The sequence below is a fragment of the Nocardia sp. MH4 genome, assembly GCF_019266065.1.
Classification (GTDB): Bacteria; Actinomycetota; Actinomycetes; order Mycobacteriales; family Mycobacteriaceae; genus Nocardia; species Nocardia canadensis.
Window position 1 is genome coordinate 36,768 of record NZ_LPNR01000095.1, and the last position, 16,954, is coordinate 53,721.

18 protein-coding genes are annotated in these 16,954 nt (G+C 70.4%); 5 read left to right on the forward strand and 13 right to left on the reverse strand.

Annotated elements, in window-relative coordinates; all coding sequences use genetic code 11:
• The first annotated feature begins 79 nt into the window (after positions 1-79).
• Entirely contained in the window at positions 80-394 is a 315-nt protein-coding gene (locus ATM97_RS13260) for a thiamine-binding protein (protein ID WP_218718308.1), read from the forward strand.
• Between the two features lie 18 nt (positions 395-412).
• Here the strand turns inward: ATM97_RS13260 and ATM97_RS13265 are convergent, their stop codons facing one another.
• From ATM97_RS13265 to ATM97_RS13290, 6 genes are all read right to left on the reverse strand, one after another.
• Positions 413-868 (reverse strand): MaoC family dehydratase, encoded by a 456-nt coding sequence (locus ATM97_RS13265; protein WP_218718309.1) that lies wholly within the window; start codon positions 866-868, stop codon positions 413-415.
• The gene (locus ATM97_RS13270) at positions 865-2,358 is read right to left on the reverse strand and encodes a long-chain fatty acid--CoA ligase (protein WP_218718310.1); all 1,494 of its coding nucleotides are present in this window, start codon (positions 2,356-2,358) and stop codon (positions 865-867) included. The genes ATM97_RS13265 and ATM97_RS13270 overlap by 4 nt, the downstream gene beginning before the upstream one ends.
• Before the next feature lie 176 nt (positions 2,359-2,534).
• Entirely contained in the window at positions 2,535-3,734 is a 1,200-nt protein-coding gene (gene pcaF, locus ATM97_RS13275) for a 3-oxoadipyl-CoA thiolase (protein WP_218718311.1), read from the reverse strand.
• Positions 3,731-4,888, reverse strand: a complete 1,158-nt coding sequence (locus ATM97_RS13280) for an acyl-CoA dehydrogenase family protein (protein ID WP_218718312.1) — start codon at positions 4,886-4,888, stop codon at positions 3,731-3,733. The genes pcaF and ATM97_RS13280 overlap by 4 nt, the downstream gene beginning before the upstream one ends.
• Positions 4,889-4,908: 20 nt before the next feature.
• Positions 4,909-5,661 (reverse strand): 3-oxoacyl-ACP reductase FabG, encoded by a 753-nt coding sequence (gene fabG / locus ATM97_RS13285; RefSeq protein WP_218718313.1) that lies wholly within the window; start codon positions 5,659-5,661, stop codon positions 4,909-4,911.
• A 16-nt stretch (positions 5,662-5,677) separates the two neighbouring features.
• Complete coding sequence (locus tag ATM97_RS13290) at positions 5,678-6,829, reverse strand: acyl-CoA dehydrogenase family protein (protein ID WP_218718314.1); 1,152 nt, start codon at positions 6,827-6,829, stop codon at positions 5,678-5,680.
• 138 nt (positions 6,830-6,967) lie between these two features.
• Here ATM97_RS13290 and ATM97_RS13295 point away from each other — a divergent pair, with 138 nt between their 5' ends.
• Entirely contained in the window at positions 6,968-7,603 is a 636-nt protein-coding gene (locus tag ATM97_RS13295) for a TetR/AcrR family transcriptional regulator (protein WP_218718315.1), read from the forward strand.
• A 92-nt stretch (positions 7,604-7,695) separates the two neighbouring features.
• Here ATM97_RS13295 and pafA read toward each other — a convergent pair whose 3' ends face one another.
• The 6 genes from pafA to ATM97_RS13325 form a co-directional block, all read right to left on the reverse strand.
• The gene (gene pafA, locus ATM97_RS13300; RefSeq protein ID WP_186817494.1) at positions 7,696-9,054 is read right to left on the reverse strand and encodes a Pup--protein ligase; all 1,359 of its coding nucleotides are present in this window, start codon (positions 9,052-9,054) and stop codon (positions 7,696-7,698) included.
• Between the two features lie 166 nt (positions 9,055-9,220).
• Positions 9,221-9,988, reverse strand: a complete 768-nt coding sequence (prcA, locus tag ATM97_RS13305; RefSeq protein ID WP_218718316.1) for a proteasome subunit alpha — start codon at positions 9,986-9,988, stop codon at positions 9,221-9,223.
• A complete protein-coding gene (prcB, locus tag ATM97_RS13310) occupies positions 9,985-10,761 on the reverse strand; it encodes a proteasome subunit beta (RefSeq protein WP_255587681.1) in 777 nt (258 codons plus the stop codon). Before prcB ends, prcA begins: the two co-directional genes overlap by 4 nt.
• Before the next feature lie 65 nt (positions 10,762-10,826).
• Entirely contained in the window at positions 10,827-11,021 is a 195-nt protein-coding gene (locus ATM97_RS13315; protein WP_019047503.1) for a ubiquitin-like protein Pup, read from the reverse strand.
• 162 nt (positions 11,022-11,183) lie between these two features.
• Positions 11,184-12,683: a depupylase/deamidase Dop gene (dop, locus tag ATM97_RS13320; protein ID WP_218718318.1), complete on the reverse strand. Its 1,500-nt coding sequence runs from the start codon at positions 12,681-12,683 to the stop codon at positions 11,184-11,186.
• 69 nt (positions 12,684-12,752) lie between these two features.
• Positions 12,753-12,935: a TetR/AcrR family transcriptional regulator C-terminal ligand-binding domain-containing protein gene (locus ATM97_RS13325; protein ID WP_218718319.1), complete on the reverse strand. Its 183-nt coding sequence runs from the start codon at positions 12,933-12,935 to the stop codon at positions 12,753-12,755.
• A 732-nt stretch (positions 12,936-13,667) separates the two neighbouring features.
• On the opposite strand from ATM97_RS13325, the gene ATM97_RS13330 reads away from it, so the two are divergent.
• Complete coding sequence (locus tag ATM97_RS13330) at positions 13,668-14,852, forward strand: DUF418 domain-containing protein (RefSeq protein ID WP_218718320.1); 1,185 nt, start codon at positions 13,668-13,670, stop codon at positions 14,850-14,852.
• Between the two features lies 1 nt (position 14,853).
• Here the strand turns inward: ATM97_RS13330 and ATM97_RS13335 are convergent, their stop codons facing one another.
• Positions 14,854-15,585 (reverse strand): TetR/AcrR family transcriptional regulator, encoded by a 732-nt coding sequence (locus tag ATM97_RS13335; RefSeq protein ID WP_308248468.1) that lies wholly within the window; start codon positions 15,583-15,585, stop codon positions 14,854-14,856.
• A gap of 82 nt (positions 15,586-15,667) precedes the next feature.
• On the opposite strand from ATM97_RS13335, the gene ATM97_RS13340 reads away from it, so the two are divergent.
• Both ATM97_RS13340 and yidC read left to right on the forward strand, forming a co-directional pair.
• Complete coding sequence (locus tag ATM97_RS13340) at positions 15,668-15,967, forward strand: DUF6412 domain-containing protein (RefSeq protein WP_255587683.1); 300 nt, start codon at positions 15,668-15,670, stop codon at positions 15,965-15,967.
• A 95-nt stretch (positions 15,968-16,062) separates the two neighbouring features.
• Positions 16,063-16,944, forward strand: a complete 882-nt coding sequence (yidC, locus tag ATM97_RS13345; protein ID WP_218718322.1) for a membrane protein insertase YidC — start codon at positions 16,063-16,065, stop codon at positions 16,942-16,944.
• Positions 16,945-16,954: the final 10 nt, after the last annotated feature.

A 16,954-nucleotide genomic window follows, 5' to 3' on the forward strand; every position in this document is an offset into this window, starting at 1 on the left:
CGTCGCGGCGCGTCGGCGCACGGTTGCCGACCCTCCGGGCGGGGAGAATGGTCCGGATACCCGCAGCGAAAGGACCATCATGCTTGTTGCGTTCTCCGTGGCGCCCAGTGGCGCCGCCCACGCCGACGGGTCGGTCGGCGCGGCCGTGGCGGCGGCCGTCCGCGTGGTGCGCGCCTCGGGGCTGCCGCACCGGACCGACGCCATGTTCACCACCATCGAGGGCGATTGGGACGAGGTGATGGCGGTGGTGAAGTCGGCCTGTGACGCGATCCTCGCCGTCGCGCCGCGATGCAGCCTGGTGCTCAAGGCCGATCTGCGGCCCGGCGTCACCGACGCGCTGACCACGAAGGTCGAGACGATCGAGCGCTATCTGGCCGAGGGCGACGGCTACTAGACCGCCGCCCCGGACGATTCAGCTCAGATAGCGGGCGATGGCGTCGGCCACGCAGGCGGGCCGCTCGGCGCCCTCCAGTTCCACGGTGACGCGCCGGTGCGCCTGCACGCCGCCGGGCACCTCGGTGACCTCGGTGAGCGCCACGCGGCCGCGGATGCGGCTGCCCACGGGGACCGGGGTGAGGAATCGGACCCGGTCGAGGCCGTAGTTGATCGCCGCGCTCGCGGCGCTGACCGTCATCACCTGCTGGGTGATCGGCACGATCAGCGACAGGGTGAGGAAACCGTGCGCGATGGTCGTGCCGTACGGGCCCGCGGCGGCCCGCACCGGATCGACGTGGATCCACTGGTGGTCGCCGGTCGCCTCGGCGAACCGGTCGATCCGGTCCTGGTCGATCGTGATCCAGTCGCTGGGGCCGAGTTCGGTGCCCGCGGCCGCGCGCAGGGCGTCGAAATCGGCGAAATCCGTGGTCATGCCGCTCCTCCGAAGCGTCGGCGCAGTTCGCGCTTGAGCACCTTGTGGGTGGGCCCGAGCGGCAGCTCGGTGACGAACTCCACCCGGCGCGGGTACTTGTATCGGGCCACCTGTTGCTTGCCGAACTCGATCACGTCCTCGGCGGTCAGCTCGCCGTCGGCCACCACGACGGCCACGATCTCCTCACCGTAGTGCTCGTCGGGCACCCCGATCACCGCGACCTGCGCGATCCGCGGATGCCGTACCAGCGCGGCCTCGACCTCCGTCGGATACACGTTGAATCCGCCGCGCAGGATCATCTCCTTGATCCGGTCGACGATCCGGATCCGGCCGGTCTCGTCGCGGGTGCCCAGATCGCCGGTGCGGAACCAGCCGTCGACGACGGCGGCCGCGGTGGCCTCGGGTCTGCCGGTGTAGCCGTTGAACACGTTGTGCCCGCGCACCACCACCTCACCGGTCTCGCCGACCGGCAGCAGCGCGATCCGGTCACTGATCGCGGGGTCGGCGATCTCCACGTCGACGCCCCAGACCGGATGCCCGACGGTGCCCGCCTCCGCGCCGTAGATCGGCTGGTTGACCGCGGCGGTCGGCGAGGTCTCCGACAGTCCGTAGCCCTCGAGCACGGGCGCGCGGAAGATCCGTTCGAAGTCCTCCAGGATCGCGACCGGCAGCGCCGCACCGCCGCTGACGCACAGTTTCAGTGCGGGCAGTTCCGGCGCCCGCGCCGCCGCCTCGATGAGCGCGATGTACATCGTGGGCACCCCGTGGAAGAGGTTGACCTTCTCCGCCGCCATCAGCGCGATCGCCTGGGCCGCGTCGAATCTCGGCAGCAGCACCAGCGTCCCGCCGACGCGCCAGTGCGAGTTCATCGACACGGTCTGTCCGAAGACATGGAACAGCGGCAGCGCGCCGAGCGCGATGTCGTCGCGGTGGACCTCGTTGGCGTCGAAGGTGTTCACCGTCGCGCACATCACCATGTTGAGGTGATTGAGCTCGGCGCCCTTGGGCGTGCCGGTGGTCCCGCTGGTGTAGAAGACGACGGCGGTGTCGAGCGGACCGCGCGAGACGAACGCCGCAATCGCCTCGCCGACGAGCTCCGCGGGGGCGACGACGTCGATGCCCGCGCCGGCGGCCGCCGCGGCGCCGGTCTCGGCCACCATCGGATGACAGATCAGCAGCGCCGCCGCGCTGTCGCGCAGCACGTATTCCATCTCGGGCGCGGTGAGCAGCAGGTGCACCGGCACCACCGTCGCGCCCGCGGCGAGGATCGCGAAATACGCCCGCGGGAAGTCGGCGGTGTTCGGGCACAGCAGGGCCACCCGGTCACCGGGACGGATCCCGCGCGCGATCAGGGCGCCGGCCTGCTCGCGTGCCTGTCGCCAGAGATCGGCGAAGGTGATGCGATGCTCGCCTTCGATCAACGCGAGATGATCGGGGCGGCGGCGAGCCGGTTCGGCGAGGATGCTCGCCAGGGAGAGTGTGGCATTCATGAGGATTCCTGGAGTCGACAGCTTCGGCGAGGGAGCGCGCACCCACGGTGTCGCGCGGTAGACGACCGGATCGGTCGGAGTTCGGGGGCCTCGGCCCGTACCGGTTGCGCGCTCGGTGCGGCACGCAGACTTCGGCCCGGTCGGGTCGAGGCCCGGCGCTGATCGGCCGGGGCCGGTCAGCGATGGAGATGGACCGCCAGGCCCTGCCCGACACCGACACACAGCGTGGCGACGGCGTGCCGGGCGTCGCGATCGGCCAGCTCGATCGCGGCGGTGAGCGCCAGGCGAGCACCGCTGGCGCCGAGCGGATGCCCGAGGGCGATGGCGCCGCCGTTCGGGTTCACGTGCTCGGCGTCGTCGGGCAGCCCGAGTCCACGCAGCACCGCCAGCGCCTGGGCGGCGAAGGCCTCGTTGAGTTCGACGACATCGATGTCGGCGATCCCCAGACCCGTTCGCGCGAGCAGCTTCTCGACCGCGAGCACCGGGCCGATACCCATCACGCGCGGTGGCACACCCGCGGCCGTCACCGCACCGATCTCGGCCAGCGGCGTCAGCCCGTAGCGGTCCACCGCGACCTCGGAGGCGATCAGCACCGCGGCGGCACCGTCATTGATACCGGAGGAGTTGCCCGCGGTGATCGAGCCGCCGGGCACCACGGCACGCAACCCGCCGAGTGCCTCGATGCTGGTCTGCCGCGGATGTTCGTCCCGCTCGACGACAACCGGTTCGCCGTGCCGCTGCGGGACCGGCACCTGCGCGATCTCGCGGGCCAGCCTGCCCCGCGCGATCGCCGCCGCCGCCCGCTGCTGCGACCGCAGCGCGAAGGCGTCCTGATCGGCACGGGCGATGCCGTGCTCGTCGGCGACGTGCTGGGCGGTCTCGGGCATCGAATCGATGCCGTATTCCGCCCGCATCCGCGGGTTGACCAGCCGCCAGCCCAGCGTGGTGTCGGCCAGCTGCGCCGAACGGTCCCACGGCGCACCGGCTTTCGGCATCACGTACGGCGCCCGGGTCATCGACTCGACACCCCCGGCGATGACGAGATCGGCGTCACCGGCCTTGATCGCCCTGGCCGCGTAGCCGATCGCGTCCAGTCCCGACGCGCACAGCCGGTTGACCGTCACGCCGGGAACCTCCACCGGTAGTCCGGCCAGCAGCGCCGCCATCCGGGCGACATTGCGATTGTCCTCGCCCGCCTGGTTCGCGCAGCCCAGCACCACGTCGTCGACGCCGGCCCAATCGACGGCCGGGAGCCGTCGGGTGAGCGCGGCGATCGCGCGGGCGGCCAGATCGTCGGGGCGCACCTCGGCCAGCGCGCCGCCGTAGCGGCCGAACGGCGTGCGGACGCCGTCGACCAGATACGCGCGGCCGGTCACAGGCCCATGTCCTTGGCGATGATCATCTTCATCACCTCGCTGGTGCCGCCGTAGATCCGGTTCACCCGGTTGTCGGCGTACAGGCGGGCCACGGGATATTCGGTGATGTAGCCGTATCCGCCGTGCAGCTGCAGGCAGCGGTCGATCACCCGGGAGGCGACCTCGGTGCAGAACAGCTTCGCCGAGGCGGCGTCGGCCGGGCTGAGTTCGCCCCGGTCGAGCGCGTCGAGCGCGCGGTCGACCACGGCTTCGGCGGCGTCCACCTCCGCCCGGCAGGCGGCCAGCTCGAACTTGGTGTTCTGGAAGTGCGCCACCGGCTGACCGAAAACGGTCCGGCCCCTGGTGTATTCGAGGGCGAACCGGATCGCCGACTTGGCTTGGGCGTAGGCGCCGACCGCGATGGACAGGCGCTCCTGCGGCAGGTTCTGGCCGAGGTAGGCGAAGCCCTGGTGCGCCTCGCCGAGCAGGTCGGCCACCGGCACCCGCACATCGGTGAAGGACAGTTCGGCGGTGTCGGACACCTTCAGCCCGAGCTTGTCGAGCTTGCGGCCGACCGCGTACCCGGGCGAGGTGGTGTCGACGACGAACAGCGAGATCCCGTGGCGGCGATCGGTCTCCGACGGCGGGGCGGTCCGCGCGCACACGATCACCCGGTCGGCGTGCACGCCACCGGTGATGAAGGTCTTCGCCCCGTTGAGCACGTAGTGGGTGCCGTCCTCGGACAGCTGCGCGGTCGTGCGCATCCCGGCCAGGTCGGACCCCGTGCCGGGCTCGGTCATCGCGATGGCGAACATGATCTCGCCCGAGACGAATCCGGGCAGCCAGCGCTGCTTCTGTTCGTCGGTCGCGAGGTTCTTCAGGTACGGCAGGCACAGGCCCACGTGCACGCCGGACCCGCCGAAAGACACACCGGCCCTGGCGGTTTCCTCCATGAGGATCGCCTGGAACTTGAACGAGTCGATCCCCGCGCCGCCGTACTCCTCGGGCACCTCGATCCCGAAAACCCCCAGCTCGGCCAGCGAGCGGTAGAACTCGCGCGGCACGATGCCCGCCTCGTACCACTGGTCGTAGACCGGCACGACCTGCGATTCGATGAACGCGCGCGCGGTCTTGCGAAACGCCTCGTGCTCATCGGTGAAAACTGTGCGCTGCATTGAAACTGGTCTCCCGCGATTCAGAGACGGCGTCCGCCGTCGACGTACAGGGTTTGGCCGGTGACGAATCCGGCCTCGTCGGAGGCGAGGAACGCGACCACGTTGGCGATGTCGTCGGGGGTCCCGACCCGGCGCAGCGGCGTGATCTCGGCGGTCTTGGCCTGCAGTTCCTCGGCGCTGACGCCGATCCGGGCCGCGGTGGCCGCGGTCATCTCGGTGGCGATGAAGCCGGGCGCGACGGCGTTGACGCGGATGCCGAACGGGCCGAGTTCCATGGCCAGCGTGCGGGTCAGCCCCTGGATGCCGGCCTTGGCCGCGGCGTAGTTGGCCTGTCCTCGATTGCCCAGCGCCGACACGCTCGAGGTGTTGACGATCGCGCCGCCGCCGCGCTCGACCATGTGCTGCTGGGCGGCCTTGCTGCACAGGAACGCCCCGCGCAGGTGTACGGCCATGACGGTGTCCCAGTCGTCCACCGACATCTTGAACAGCAGGTTGTCGCGCAGCACGCCGGCGTTGTTCACCAGCACGTCGAGCGAGCCGAGCTCGGCGACCGTGCGCGCCACCGCCGCGGCCACCGAATCCTCGTCGGCGACATCGCAACCGAGCCCGATCGCGGTGCCGCCCGCGGCGTTGATCTTGCCCGCGGTCAGCACGGCCGCGGCGGCGTCGAGGTCGACGACGGCGACGGCGTGCCCGGCGGCCGACAGCCGGGCGGCCGTGGCCGCGCCGATGCCGCGGGCCGCCCCGGTGACGAAAGCGGTTCTGTGGGTCATGGTTCGTACTCCTCTGTCAGACGATGGCGTTCACGCCGGTGAGGGCGCGGCCGATGAGCAGTTTCTGGATCTGGGTGGTGCCCTCGTAGAGGGTCAGTACGCGGGCGTCGCGCAGGTACTTGGCGACCGGGTACTCGTCGATGTAGCCGTAGCCGCCGAAGACCTGGATCGCGTTGTTGGCCGCCTTGACCGCGGCCTCGGAGGCGAACAGCTTCGCCATCGAGGCGGCGGTGCCGAACGGCTCGCCCCGGTCGACGAGATCGGCGGCGCGCCAGGCCAGCAGTCGGGCGGCCTCGGTCTCCACCGCGATGTCGGCGAGCAGTTCCTGGACCAGCTGGTAGCCCGCGATCGGCTTGCCGAACTGTTCGCGCTCGCCCGCGTAGCGCACCGCGGCCTCGAGGCAGGCGCGGGCCAGGCCGACACAGCCGGCGGCCACCCCCATCCGGCCCTTGTCCAGCGCCGCCATCGCGATGCGGAAGCCCTGACCCTCCTCGCCCAGGCGCAGCGCGTCGGGCACCCGGACACCGTCGAGGACCAATTCGGCGGTGGCCTGCCCGCGCAGGCCGAGCTTGCCCTTGATCTCGGTCCGGCCGAAGCCGGGCGCGTCGGTCGGGACGAGGAAGGCGGTCACCCCCTTGGGCCCCGGTCCCCCGGTGCGCGCGAAGACCAGCGCGACATCGGCCCAGGTGCCGTTGGTGATGAAGATCTTGGTGCCGTCGATGACCCAGTCCGACCCGTCCCTGGTGGCGCGGGTGATCAGGTTCGCCGCGTCGGACCCGGTCCCCGGCTCGGTCAGCGCGAAGCATCCGAGCTGCTCGCCCGCGCACAGCGGCGGCAGGAAGCGGCGCTTCTGCTCCTCGGTGCCGTAGGTCGCGATCGACTTGCCGACCAGACCCAGCGAGACCGACACGATGCCGCGGACCGCGCTGTCGCCCCGGCCGAGCTCCTCCAGCAGCACGCAGTAGGCCAGCGCGTCACCGCCGGAGCCGCCGTACTCCTCGTCGATCCCGATGCCGAGAAAGCCCAGCGCGCCGAGTTTGCCGACGATGGCCGGGTCGACCGATTCCTGCCGATCCCAGTGCGCGGCATGCGGCACGACTTCCTTGTCCACCCATGTGCGGGCGAGCTCGCGCAGGTCGCTGTGCGCTTGCGTGAGTGCGAGATCCATCGGACCACTCCTGAACCAAACGGTGTTAGGTTTACTCGGGCACCGTATCCTAACGCCGTTCGGTTAATCAAGGGCCGAATCGGCGATCGGTGATACCGTTCGAAGCCCTATCGGACCCGAGCAGACGAGGAGTGGCGCATGGCGAGGCCGCGCGTACCGCTGTTGAGCCGCGAACGCATTCGCGACACCGCGCTGGCCATGGTCGACCGCGACGGCCTCGCCGAGGTCTCCATGCGCAAGCTGGCCGCCGAACTCGGCGTGCAGGCCGCCTCGCTCTACGGCCACTACCCGAACAAGGACGACCTGTTCGACGACATCGCGACGGGCATCATGAGCCACGTCGACACCTCGGCCTTCGACACCATGGCCTGGGACGACGGCCTGGCCGCCTGGGCCCGCAGCTACCGCTCGGCGCTGGTCGCGCACCCGAATTTCGTGCCCTACCTCGCGGCGGGCCCCGGCCGCCGGGCGGAGAACCTGCGCGCGGCCGACGCCGTGCACGGTGGGCTGGTCGGCGCGGGCTGGCCACCGCGCTACGCGACCATGATCGGCGCGGCCACCCGCTACCTGGTGATGGGCTCGACGGTCGGTTCGTTCGCGGGCGGATTCGCCGACGACGTGCAGGTCTACCGGGACCGCTACCCGCACCTGAACCAGGCGCACCTGCTGCGCGCGATCGCCGACGAGATCGATGACGACAGCTTCGAACTGGCCCTGACCTCGTTCATCGCCGGCCTGCGCGGCACCTACGCGAGCGTCGTCGGCCCCGATTGAGCCCGGACGCGACGACGGGACCGGTGGCGTCTACGCAATCGCTCCCTTGCGCCACCGGTCCCGTCGCCGAGCCCCCCGTCTCGGGGGTTCGCCTACATCGAGGCGATCAGCCGATCGACGCGCTCGTCGACCGACCGGAACGGATCCTTGCACAACACGGTGCGCTGCGCTTGATCGTTCAACTTCAAATGCACCCAGTCGACCGTGAAATCGCGCCCGGCTTCCTGCGCGGCGGTGATGAAGTCACCGCGCAGCTTGGCGCGCGTGGTCTGCGGCGGGGTCTCCACCGCGGCGTCGACGGCCTCGTCCTCGGTGATCCGCTTGGCCAGCCCCTTGCGCTGCAGCAGATCGAAGACGCCGCGACCCCGCTTGATGTCGTGGTAGGCCAGGTCGAGCTGGGCGATCTTCGGATCCGACAGCTCCATGCTGTAGCGGTCCTGGTAGCGCTGGAACAGCTTGCGCTTGATCACCCAGTCGATCTCGGTGTCGACCTTGGCGAAGTCCTGCGCCTCGACGGCGTCGAGAGTGCGGCCCCACAGATCCACCACCGCGTCGACCTGCGGGTCGCGGTCGCGGTTGCGCAGGTGCTCGACGGCGCGGGCGTAGTACTCGCGCTGGATCTCGAGCGCGCTGGCCTGCCTGCCACCGGCCAGCCGCACCGGACGGCGGCCGGTCAGATCGTGGCTGACCTCGCGGATCGCCCGGATCGGGTTGTCGAGGGCGAAGTCGCGGAACGAGACGCCCGCCTCGATCATCTCCAGCACCAGCGACGCGGTGCCCACCTTGAGCATCGTCGTCGGCTCGGCCATGTTGGAGTCGCCCACGATCACGTGCAGACGCCGGTACTTCTCGGCGTCGGCGTGCGGCTCGTCGCGGGTGTTGATGATCGGGCGCGAGCGGGTGGTCGCCGAGGAGACGCCCTCCCAGATGTGCTCGGCGCGCTGGGACAGGCAGAACGTGGCCGCCTTGGGCGTCTGCAGGACCTTGCCCGCACCGCAGATGAGCTGGCGGGTGACCAGGAACGGCAGCAACACGTCCGAGATCCGGGAGAACTCACCCGCGCGGACCACGAGAAAGTTCTCGTGGCAGCCGTAGGAGTTGCCCGCGGAGTCGGTGTTGTTCTTGAACAGGTAGATGTCGCCGCCGATGCCTTCCTCGGCGAGGCGCTGTTCGGCGTCTATCAGCAGGTCCTCCAGCACCCGCTCACCGGCCCGGTCGTGGGTGACCAACTGCACCAGGCTGTCGCATTCTGCGGTGGCGTACTCGGGATGCGATCCGACGTCGAGGTACAACCTGGCACCGTTTCGAAGGAAGACATTAGAGCTACGGCCCCAGGACACCACCCGGCGGAACAGGTACCGGGCCACCTCGTCGGGGGACAGCCGACGGTGACCGTGGAAGGTGCATGTCACACCGAACTCGGTCTCGATCCCCATGATTCGTCGCTGCACACTATCGACACTACAGCCATGACCAGGGCCCGCGCGGCGCTCCGGACATCCCATTCGCATACGTGTTCACAACGATTCGGACAGCGAACGACCCAGCGAGCACGACGAGAACGGGCCCGTGGACCGGAGCGGTCCGCGGGCCCGTTCATGATCGTGACGGCGGGGTCTACTCCCCCGCGCCGTCCTCGGGCTCGGGCAGCTTCGCCTCGGTCACGGCTGTCGCCTTCGGCGTACCGAGCGCCTTCTGCAGGGCGGGACCCTGCAGCCGGCGGAACGCCCGGCGCGGCCGGGACTGCTCGAGGGTGGCCACCTCGAGCGAGGACTCACCGAGGGCGCGCTTGTCCTTGTCGGCCTCGGGCTGACCCGCCTGCAGCGCCCCGATGGCCACCTTCAGCGCGTCGTCCAGGGACAGACCGGGCTTGTAGGCGGCCTTGAGCGCGGTCAGGATGGGCTCGGTGGTGCCGCCCATGACGACGTACTCGCGTTCGTCGACGATCGACCCGTCGAAGGTGATCCGGTACAGCACCGAGGTCGGCGACTGCTCCGGATACCCGACCTCGGCGACGCACAGCTCCACCTCGTAGGGCTTGAGCTGATCGGTGAAGATCGAGCCCAGGCTCTGCGCGTAGAGGTTGGCCAGGCCACGGCCGGTGACATCGCGCCGGTCGTACTGATAGCCCTTGAGGTCGGCCTGCAGGATGCCACCGCGGCGCAGGGCCTCGAACTCGTTGTACTTGCCGACCGCGGCGAAGCCGATGCGGTCGTAGAGTTCGCTGACCTTGTGCAACGTCGCCGAGGGGTTCTCGGCGACGAACAGCACGCCCTTGTCGTACACGAGCACCACCACGCTGCGGCCACGACCGATGCCCTTGCGGGCGAGCTCGGTCTTGTCGCGCATGATCTGCTCGGCCGAGGCGTAATACGGCAGCGTCATAGGACGGCGCCCCCTTCTTCCGCGGCTTCCCGGTCGGCGATCACACCGCGGGCGATCTCGGCCAAGCGGTCCTCGGCCACCTCGGCCGCGCCCTCGGCGTCGATCACCACCGCTGTCGGGTAGATCCCGCGCAGCATGTCCGGACCACCGGTGGCGGTGTCGTCGTCGGCGGCGTCGAACAGCGATTCCACCGCGACCCGCAGCGCCCGGTCCTGATCGATGCCACGCTGGTAGAGCTTCTTCAGCGAGGACTTCGCGAACATCGAACCGGAGCCGACAGCGGTGTAGCCGAACCGCTCCTCGCTGCGTCCGCCGACCACGTCGTAGGACACGATGCGACCCGAACGGTCCTGGTCGGTGATCTGGTCGTCGAACCCGACCAGGATCGGCACGACAGCCAGCCCCTGCATGGCGGCGGGCAGGTTGTCGCGGACCATCTTCGACAGCTTGTTGGCTTTACCGTCGAAGGTCAGCGGCACGCCTTCGATCTTCTCGTAGTACTCGAGCTCCACCGCGAACAGCCGGATCATCTCGATCGCGATGCCCGCGGTGCCCGCGATACCGGCCGCCGAGAAGGTGTCGGTGATATAGACCTTCTCGGTGTCGCGGCTGGCCAGCAGGTTGCCCATGGTGGCCCTGCGGTCGCCCGCGATGAGCACGCCACCCCGGTAGGTGACCGCGACAATGGTGGTGCCGTGCGGCGCCAGATCCTTGGCCGCGGTCAGATCCGAGGCACCGAACCTGTTGCCGGGCAACAGGTCCGGTGCGTGCATGCGGAGATGTTCGGTGAACGAGGAGAGAGCCTGCCCCGCGTGGAGGCGCAACGGGTCACCTGAGGTCACTGGCCGCCCTTCTGCACATACGCCCGCACGAAGTCCTCGGCGTTCTCCTCGAGCACGTCATCGATCTCGTCGAGCAGGTCGTCGGTTTCCTCCGCGAGCTTCTCGCGGCGCTCCTGACCCGCCGCGTCTACACCCTCGGGACCCTCGTCCTCGTCGCCACCCCCGGCGCGCTTGGTCTGCTCTTGTGCCATGGCAGCCGACCTCCTCTTTCCTCATCATGACCGCGACCTTTCGGATGAGCACGGTCGGCGATCATGAGCGATGTTCGTGCTCGTCCCACAACCCTACCGAGCCGATCGGACAAGGTGGTCTATTAGCGATCGGATTGTCGCTCTGTCGTGCCGGAAAACGCCTCAGTGGGTGAGCTGGTCGACCAGCTCCGCGGCCGTCTGGGCGGCGTCGAGCAGCTTCCCGACGTGCGCTTTCGTGCCGCGCCGCGGCTCCAGGGTCGGGATCCGCACCAGTGAATCACCACCCAGGTCGAAGATCACCGAATCCCAACTGGCGGCGGCGATATCGGCGCCGAATCGGCGTAGGCACTCGCCGCGGAAGTACGCGCGGGTGTCGGTCGGCGGCTTGGTCATCGCGTCGAGCACCTGCTGCTCGCTGACGAGGCGCTTCATCGAGCCGCGCGCCACCAACCGGTTGTAGAGACCCTTGTCCAGGCGCACATCGGAGTACTGCAGGTCCATCAGGTGCAGCTTGGGGGCGGCCCAGCCGAGGCCCTCCCGGCTGCGCATGCCCTCGAGCAGGCGCAGCTTGGCGGGCCAGTCGAGCAGGTTGGCGCATTCCATCGGGTCGCGCTCCAGCAGGTCGAGCACCATCGCCCAGTTGTCGATGATGTCGAGCACCCGGGGGTCGTCGTTGCCCTCGCGGTGCACGAACTTGGCGACGCGCTCGTGGTAGAGCCGTTGCAGCGCAAGGCCGGTCAGCTCGCGGCCGTCGGCCAGCGCCACGGTGGCGCGCAGCGTCGGGTCGTGGCTGATCTGGTGCACGGCGGTCACCGGCCGGGCCAGCTGGAACTCCGAGAGGTCCTCGCCCGCTTCGATCAGATCGAGCACCAGCGCGGTGGTGCCGACCTTGAGATAGGTCGACATCTCGGCCAGGTTGGCGTCGCCGATGATCACGTGCAGGCGCCGGTACTTGTCGGCGTCGGCGTGCGGCTCGTCGCGGGTGTTGATGATGCCGCGCTTGAGCGTGGTCTCCAGCCCGACCTCGACCTCGATGTAGTCCGCGCGCTGGGACAGCTGGAAGCCCGCGTGGTCGCCGGACTGGCCGATGCCGACCCGCCCGGACCCGCAGATCACCTGGCGGGAGACGAAGAACGGCGTCAGCCCCGCGATGATGTGACTGAACGGGGTGTCACGGTTCATCAGGTAGTTCTCGTGGGTGCCGTAGGAGGCGCCCTTGCCGTCGACGTTGTTCTTGTACAGCTGCAGGCGCGGGGCACCGGGGACGCTGGAGGCGTGCCGGGCGGCGGCCTCCATCACCCGCTCGCCCGCCTTGTCCCAGATCACCGCGTCGAGCGGGTCGACCACCTCGGGTGCGGAGTACTCCGGGTGCGCGTGGTCGACGTAGAGCCGGGCGCCGTTGGTGAGGATCATGTTGGCCGCGCCGACCTCGTCGGCGTCGATCACGGGAGCGGGGCCGCTCATCCGGCTCAGGTCGAAACCACGCGCGTCACGCAGCGGGGATTCCACCTCGTAGTCCCAGCGCGTGCGCTTGGCCCGCGGTACGCCCTCGGCGGCGGCGTAGGCGAGAACGGCCTGGGTGGAGGTGAGGATCGGGTTGGCCGTCGGCTCCGTGGGGGTCGAGATGCCGTACTCGACCTCGATTCCGATGATGCGCTGCATGCTGTCGAGCCTAGGCGACGCGTCCGACCCGCACCGGCATCTCGGCCCAGCGGCCCGCGGCGCCCCAGCTCACCCGGGTACGCGCAGGCCGGTCAGCGGCCGGGCGAGGGCACCCGCGGCCTGATCCGGGCGCGGTGCACGATGTTCCACCTGCGGCCGGTACCCGACGAGCCCGAACAGCTGGTCGGTCGCACGATACGGGTCGATGTCCGCGGCCGGCTCACCCCGGTCGATCCCGTGCGCGAGTCTCACCACGACCACCGCCCGGCGGGTGCCGACCCGGTGCCGACGCGCCTCGCGACATCCGGATCGAACTGCGCCTCGGCCGTCGTGCCGCGCAAAGCCGCTGCGCGACCAGGGAATTCGGTGACGCGACAAAGCTCGGTGACGAACGCGACGAGGTCGTCTTCGACCGCGCCGGGTGTCGGGTTCGGACATCCGGCGGGCGACGGCCTCGGCGTAGGCCTCCCTCGTCGGCTCGGCCAGGGAGCGCCACCCTCGGGCGATGGCGCTCTCGGCGACGCCCGCGCGGGTGGCCATGCCTCGATCGTCGACCGGCCGTAGCCGCTCTCCTCCAGGATCTCGGCGTCGGCCCGCAGACCCTCGCCGCGCACCCGGCCCCCGATCCGCGAACCCCCGGTGTTACCCATGTCACCTCCGCGACGACTTCGTCCTCGCAGCCCACACCGTCGCGCGCCACCTTCGCGGCGGTGACCGCGTCCGACACCGTGCTGATCGGCCACAGCATCGGCAGCGTCGAGGTGGTGCGCATGCGCATGCGGTACGAGAGCAGGCTGTTCGCGGCGACGTTCAGCTCGGCGCGCGCCCCGACGGCCACATCGAACTGCCGAAGGCCGTCACTGCGGTGGAAGAGGCGCTGGCACAGCGCGACCGAGGCACCTCCGCCGGGTCCCCCGCTCGGCGGACCCGAAGTGGTCCTCGCGGGCGATCCGGCGGCCGGATCGCGCCGAGATACTCGATGCCATGAGCGAATCCGTGCACCAGCTCACCCCCGAGGTGACCGACCGGCCGACCAGGTTGCTCGCGCTCGATGTCCTGCGGGGCATCGCGATCCTGGGCACCCTCGGCACCAATATCTGGATCTTCACCGACCCCGCCGGGCTGATCGGCTACATCGGCAGTCTCGGCGAGGTGGCCACGGACGGCTGGATGTGGACCGAGCGGGTGCTCCAGCAGCTGGCCCAGGGCAAGTTCCTCGGGCTGCTGACGGTGATGTTCGGGATCGGGCTGGCGATCCAGCAGGACTCGGCCCGGCGCGGTGGGCGCCGCTGGCCGGGGCGCTATCCCGTGCGGGCGGGGCTGCTGTTCCTGGACGGCCTGGTGAACTTCCTGTTCGTCGCCGAGTTCGACGTGCTGATGGGCTACGCGGTCACCGGCCTCGTCGTCGCGTATCTCCTGGCGACCAGCGAACGGGCCCGACGCCGCTGGCTCATCGTCGCGGCCTCGGTCCACGTGACGATGCTGACCGCGATCGCGGCCGCCCTGGCCTTCGCGCCCGCCACGGAACCGTCGGCCCCCGAGCCGCTGGAGCCGAATCCCTACGCGGACGGCTCTTTCTGGGATCTGGTGCTGTTCCGGCTCGACCATGCCGGGACCTTCCGGGTGGAGGCGATCTTCGTCTTCCCGATGTCGGTGGCGCTGTTCCTGCTCGGCGCCCGGCTGTATCGCGCCGGGGTGTTCCAGCCCGCCGGGGCGCGGATCCGCAGGTGGCTGCTGGTGCTCGGCTTCGGCGTCGCGGCGCCGCTGGACTTCACGGTCGGTGTCTTCGGCGGCGGCGACCTGGTGCTGCTCACCCGCTACGGCACCGCGCCGTTCGTGGCACTGGGCATCCTCGCCGCGGTCGCGGAGTTCTACCTGCGCCGCTCGCGGGTCGGTTATGTGGGCGCCCGGCTCGGCGAGGTCGGCCGCACCGCGCTCAGCTGCTACATCCTGCAGAACCTGATCGCCGGAATACTCTGCTACGGCTGGGGTTTCGGGCTCGCGGCGCGAGTCTCGGCGTCGGCGCGGGTGCCGTTCACGATCGGGATCTACCTGCTGGTGGTCGTCCTGATCACGGCCTTCGCCCACCTCTGGTCGCGCCGGTTCGAGCGCGGCCCGGTCGAATGGCTGTGGCACCGCACCTATCGGCTGCTCACGCCGGCGGAGTGAGTCAGCGCAGCCGCTCCGCCGGTGGCGGGGCGGCATCGGGCGCGACCAGCAGGTCGGCTACCAGCGAATCCCGTTGCAGCGGAACGCCGAGACTGCGGGCGTTGCCCTCGAACAGCGATAGCACCGATTCGGTCAGGATGCCCTGCACCTGTTCGGTCGAGAGCACCGGTTCCGGATCGGCGCGCCAGCTGGCCACCACGCCGTCGACGAGGCCGACCATGCCGAAGGCCATCGGCCGAGCGCGGGCCGGGTCGATCCCGAAGCGGGCCAGGGTGGCGGCGAACATGTCGGCCAGCTGCCCGCCCACCTCGCGCCCGGCACCGGCCAGGGTGGCGGCGCCGGCGCCGTCGGGCGCGGCGTCACCGAGGAAGCGGTGCAGGTTGGGGTGGCGTTCGATCCAGCCGAGGTAGGTGCCGATGGCGCCGCGCACCGCGTCCTTGAGCGTCCCGTCCGGCTCCAGCGCGGGCAGCAGCTCGGCGAGCAGCAACTCCAGGATGCGCTGGCGGGCGAGCGCGTCGAGTTCGGCGCGGCCGCCGACGTGGCGGTACACCACCGGGCGGGGCAGGCCCAGATGCTCGGCGATCAGCTGCACCGAGATCTCGAGCCCGTGCTCGTCGATCACCTCGATGGCGGCATCGATCATCTCCGCGCGGCGGCGGGCCTTGTGGCCGTGCCAACGAGTGGCGCGCCCGTCACCGACGGGCTGCGCGTCCTGAGCGGAGGGTGCAGTCACAGTGCCAACGATACCCGGACCAGCGATGACCGTGACACAGCGTTCCACCAACCACGGGTAGTCGATCGGTATGCTCGGCGGCATGTGGTCCCGGGCAGTGCTGTTGGCGTACGCGGTGCTCGCGTGCGTGCTGCCCGCCTTCGTGCTCCTGACGACACCGGGCGGCGACGCCGCCCGCATGCTCGCCGTCGGCGCGGTCGCCGCGGCCATGGTGTGCGCGCTGGTCGCGATCACCACCCACCGGCAGCTGCCGATCCGGGTCGCCACCGCAGGACCGCCCCGCTCGGCCCAGCGCCGCCTGCGCGGTTCCTTTCTGCGACAGAGCCATCCGGACGCCGCGGGTCGTCCACGCCCGCGAGCACCGGGGATCGATCACCACTGACCGGTAGCGCCGTACGCGCCTCCGGTCGGCCGCCGTGATCCCACTCCCCCCTTTCGTGCGCTCGCGCGCACGCTGTCCGGACAGGTCGTTCCGTCATGCTCGATGTCGTGTACTTTCCGGTGTCCGCCGCGCTCTGGTGCTGGCACCGCCTCCTCGCCCTCCCCCTCGGACCCGCCGACGGCCTCGCCTGGCTACTGGCCGTGGTCGCCCTCGTCGTCACCGTTCGCGCCCTGCTGATCGTCCCGGCGCTGCGGCAGGCCCGGTCCCAGGCCACGCTGCGGTCCCTGCAACCGCAGCTCGACAAGATTCGCGCCCAGCACCCCGACGACCAGCGCGCCCAGGCCGAGAAGATCCGGGCGCTGCACCGCGAGCACGGTGTCCGCCTGTTCGGCGGGTTCGTTCCGATGATCGCCCAGGCCCTGGTGTTCCTCGGCCTGTTCCATGTCCTGCGCTCGTTCGACCGGACCGGCGCCGCCGCGGTCGGCCCGTTCGCCTCGACCGACTCCCCGCTCTCGCCCGCGGTCAATCGCGCGACCCCGAACTACCTGTTCGGCGTCCCCGACGTCCACGCCTTCCTGGACGCGAGGCTGTTCGGCGCGCCTCTGTCGGCGACGCTGACCGGGGCGGGCGAACTGATCGGCGCGGTCGCCGCGCTCGCGATTCCGCTGGTGCTGATCACCGCGCTCGCCACCCACCTGACGGCTCGGCTGACGCCGCCCGCCCAGGACGGGACGGCCGCGATCCTGCGCCGGCTGTCGCTGTGGGTGTTCCCGGCGGGCGCGCTGGTGAGCGGGGCGATCCTGCCCGTCGCCGTGCTCACCTACTTCGCCACGAACGCGGCGTGGACCTGCGGTCAGCAGTATCTTTTCCGCCGCACGCTCGACGCCGAGGCCGCCGCCGTGGCGGCTCGATCGGCCGCGCGGGCCCGGGCGGCGGCGCCGCGACCGGGGGTGAAGCCGAGGCGGCAGCGCCGCTGAGACGGGTTAC

What these genes read in the sequence shown, in the direction of transcription:
- ATM97_RS13260 (WP_218718308.1), top strand. Translation starts at nt 80, where the DNA reads ATGCTTGTTGCGTTCTCCGTGGCGCCCAGTGGCGCCGCCCACGCCGAC.
- ATM97_RS13265 (WP_218718309.1), bottom strand. Translation starts at nt 868, where the DNA reads ATGACCACGGATTTCGCCGATTTCGACGCCCTGCGCGCGGCCGCGGGC.
- ATM97_RS13270 (WP_218718310.1), bottom strand. Translation starts at nt 2,358, where the DNA reads ATGAATGCCACACTCTCCCTGGCGAGCATCCTCGCCGAACCGGCTCGC.
- ATM97_RS13280 (WP_218718312.1), bottom strand. Translation starts at nt 4,888, where the DNA reads ATGCAGCGCACAGTTTTCACCGATGAGCACGAGGCGTTTCGCAAGACC.
- fabG (WP_218718313.1), bottom strand. Translation starts at nt 5,661, where the DNA reads ATGACCCACAGAACCGCTTTCGTCACCGGGGCGGCCCGCGGCATCGGC.
- ATM97_RS13290 (WP_218718314.1), bottom strand. Translation starts at nt 6,829, where the DNA reads ATGGATCTCGCACTCACGCAAGCGCACAGCGACCTGCGCGAGCTCGCC.
- ATM97_RS13295 (WP_218718315.1), top strand. Translation starts at nt 6,968, where the DNA reads ATGGCGAGGCCGCGCGTACCGCTGTTGAGCCGCGAACGCATTCGCGAC.
- prcA (WP_218718316.1), bottom strand. Translation starts at nt 9,988, where the DNA reads ATGACGCTGCCGTATTACGCCTCGGCCGAGCAGATCATGCGCGACAAG.
- prcB (WP_255587681.1), bottom strand. Translation starts at nt 10,761, where the DNA reads ATGCACGCACCGGACCTGTTGCCCGGCAACAGGTTCGGTGCCTCGGAT.
- ATM97_RS13315 (WP_019047503.1), bottom strand. Translation starts at nt 11,021, where the DNA reads ATGGCACAAGAGCAGACCAAGCGCGCCGGGGGTGGCGACGAGGACGAG.
- dop (WP_218718318.1), bottom strand. Translation starts at nt 12,683, where the DNA reads ATGCAGCGCATCATCGGAATCGAGGTCGAGTACGGCATCTCGACCCCC.
- ATM97_RS13330 (WP_218718320.1), top strand. Translation starts at nt 13,668, where the DNA reads ATGAGCGAATCCGTGCACCAGCTCACCCCCGAGGTGACCGACCGGCCG.
- ATM97_RS13340 (WP_255587683.1), top strand. Translation starts at nt 15,668, where the DNA reads ATGTGGTCCCGGGCAGTGCTGTTGGCGTACGCGGTGCTCGCGTGCGTG.
- yidC (WP_218718322.1), top strand. Translation starts at nt 16,063, where the DNA reads ATGCTCGATGTCGTGTACTTTCCGGTGTCCGCCGCGCTCTGGTGCTGG.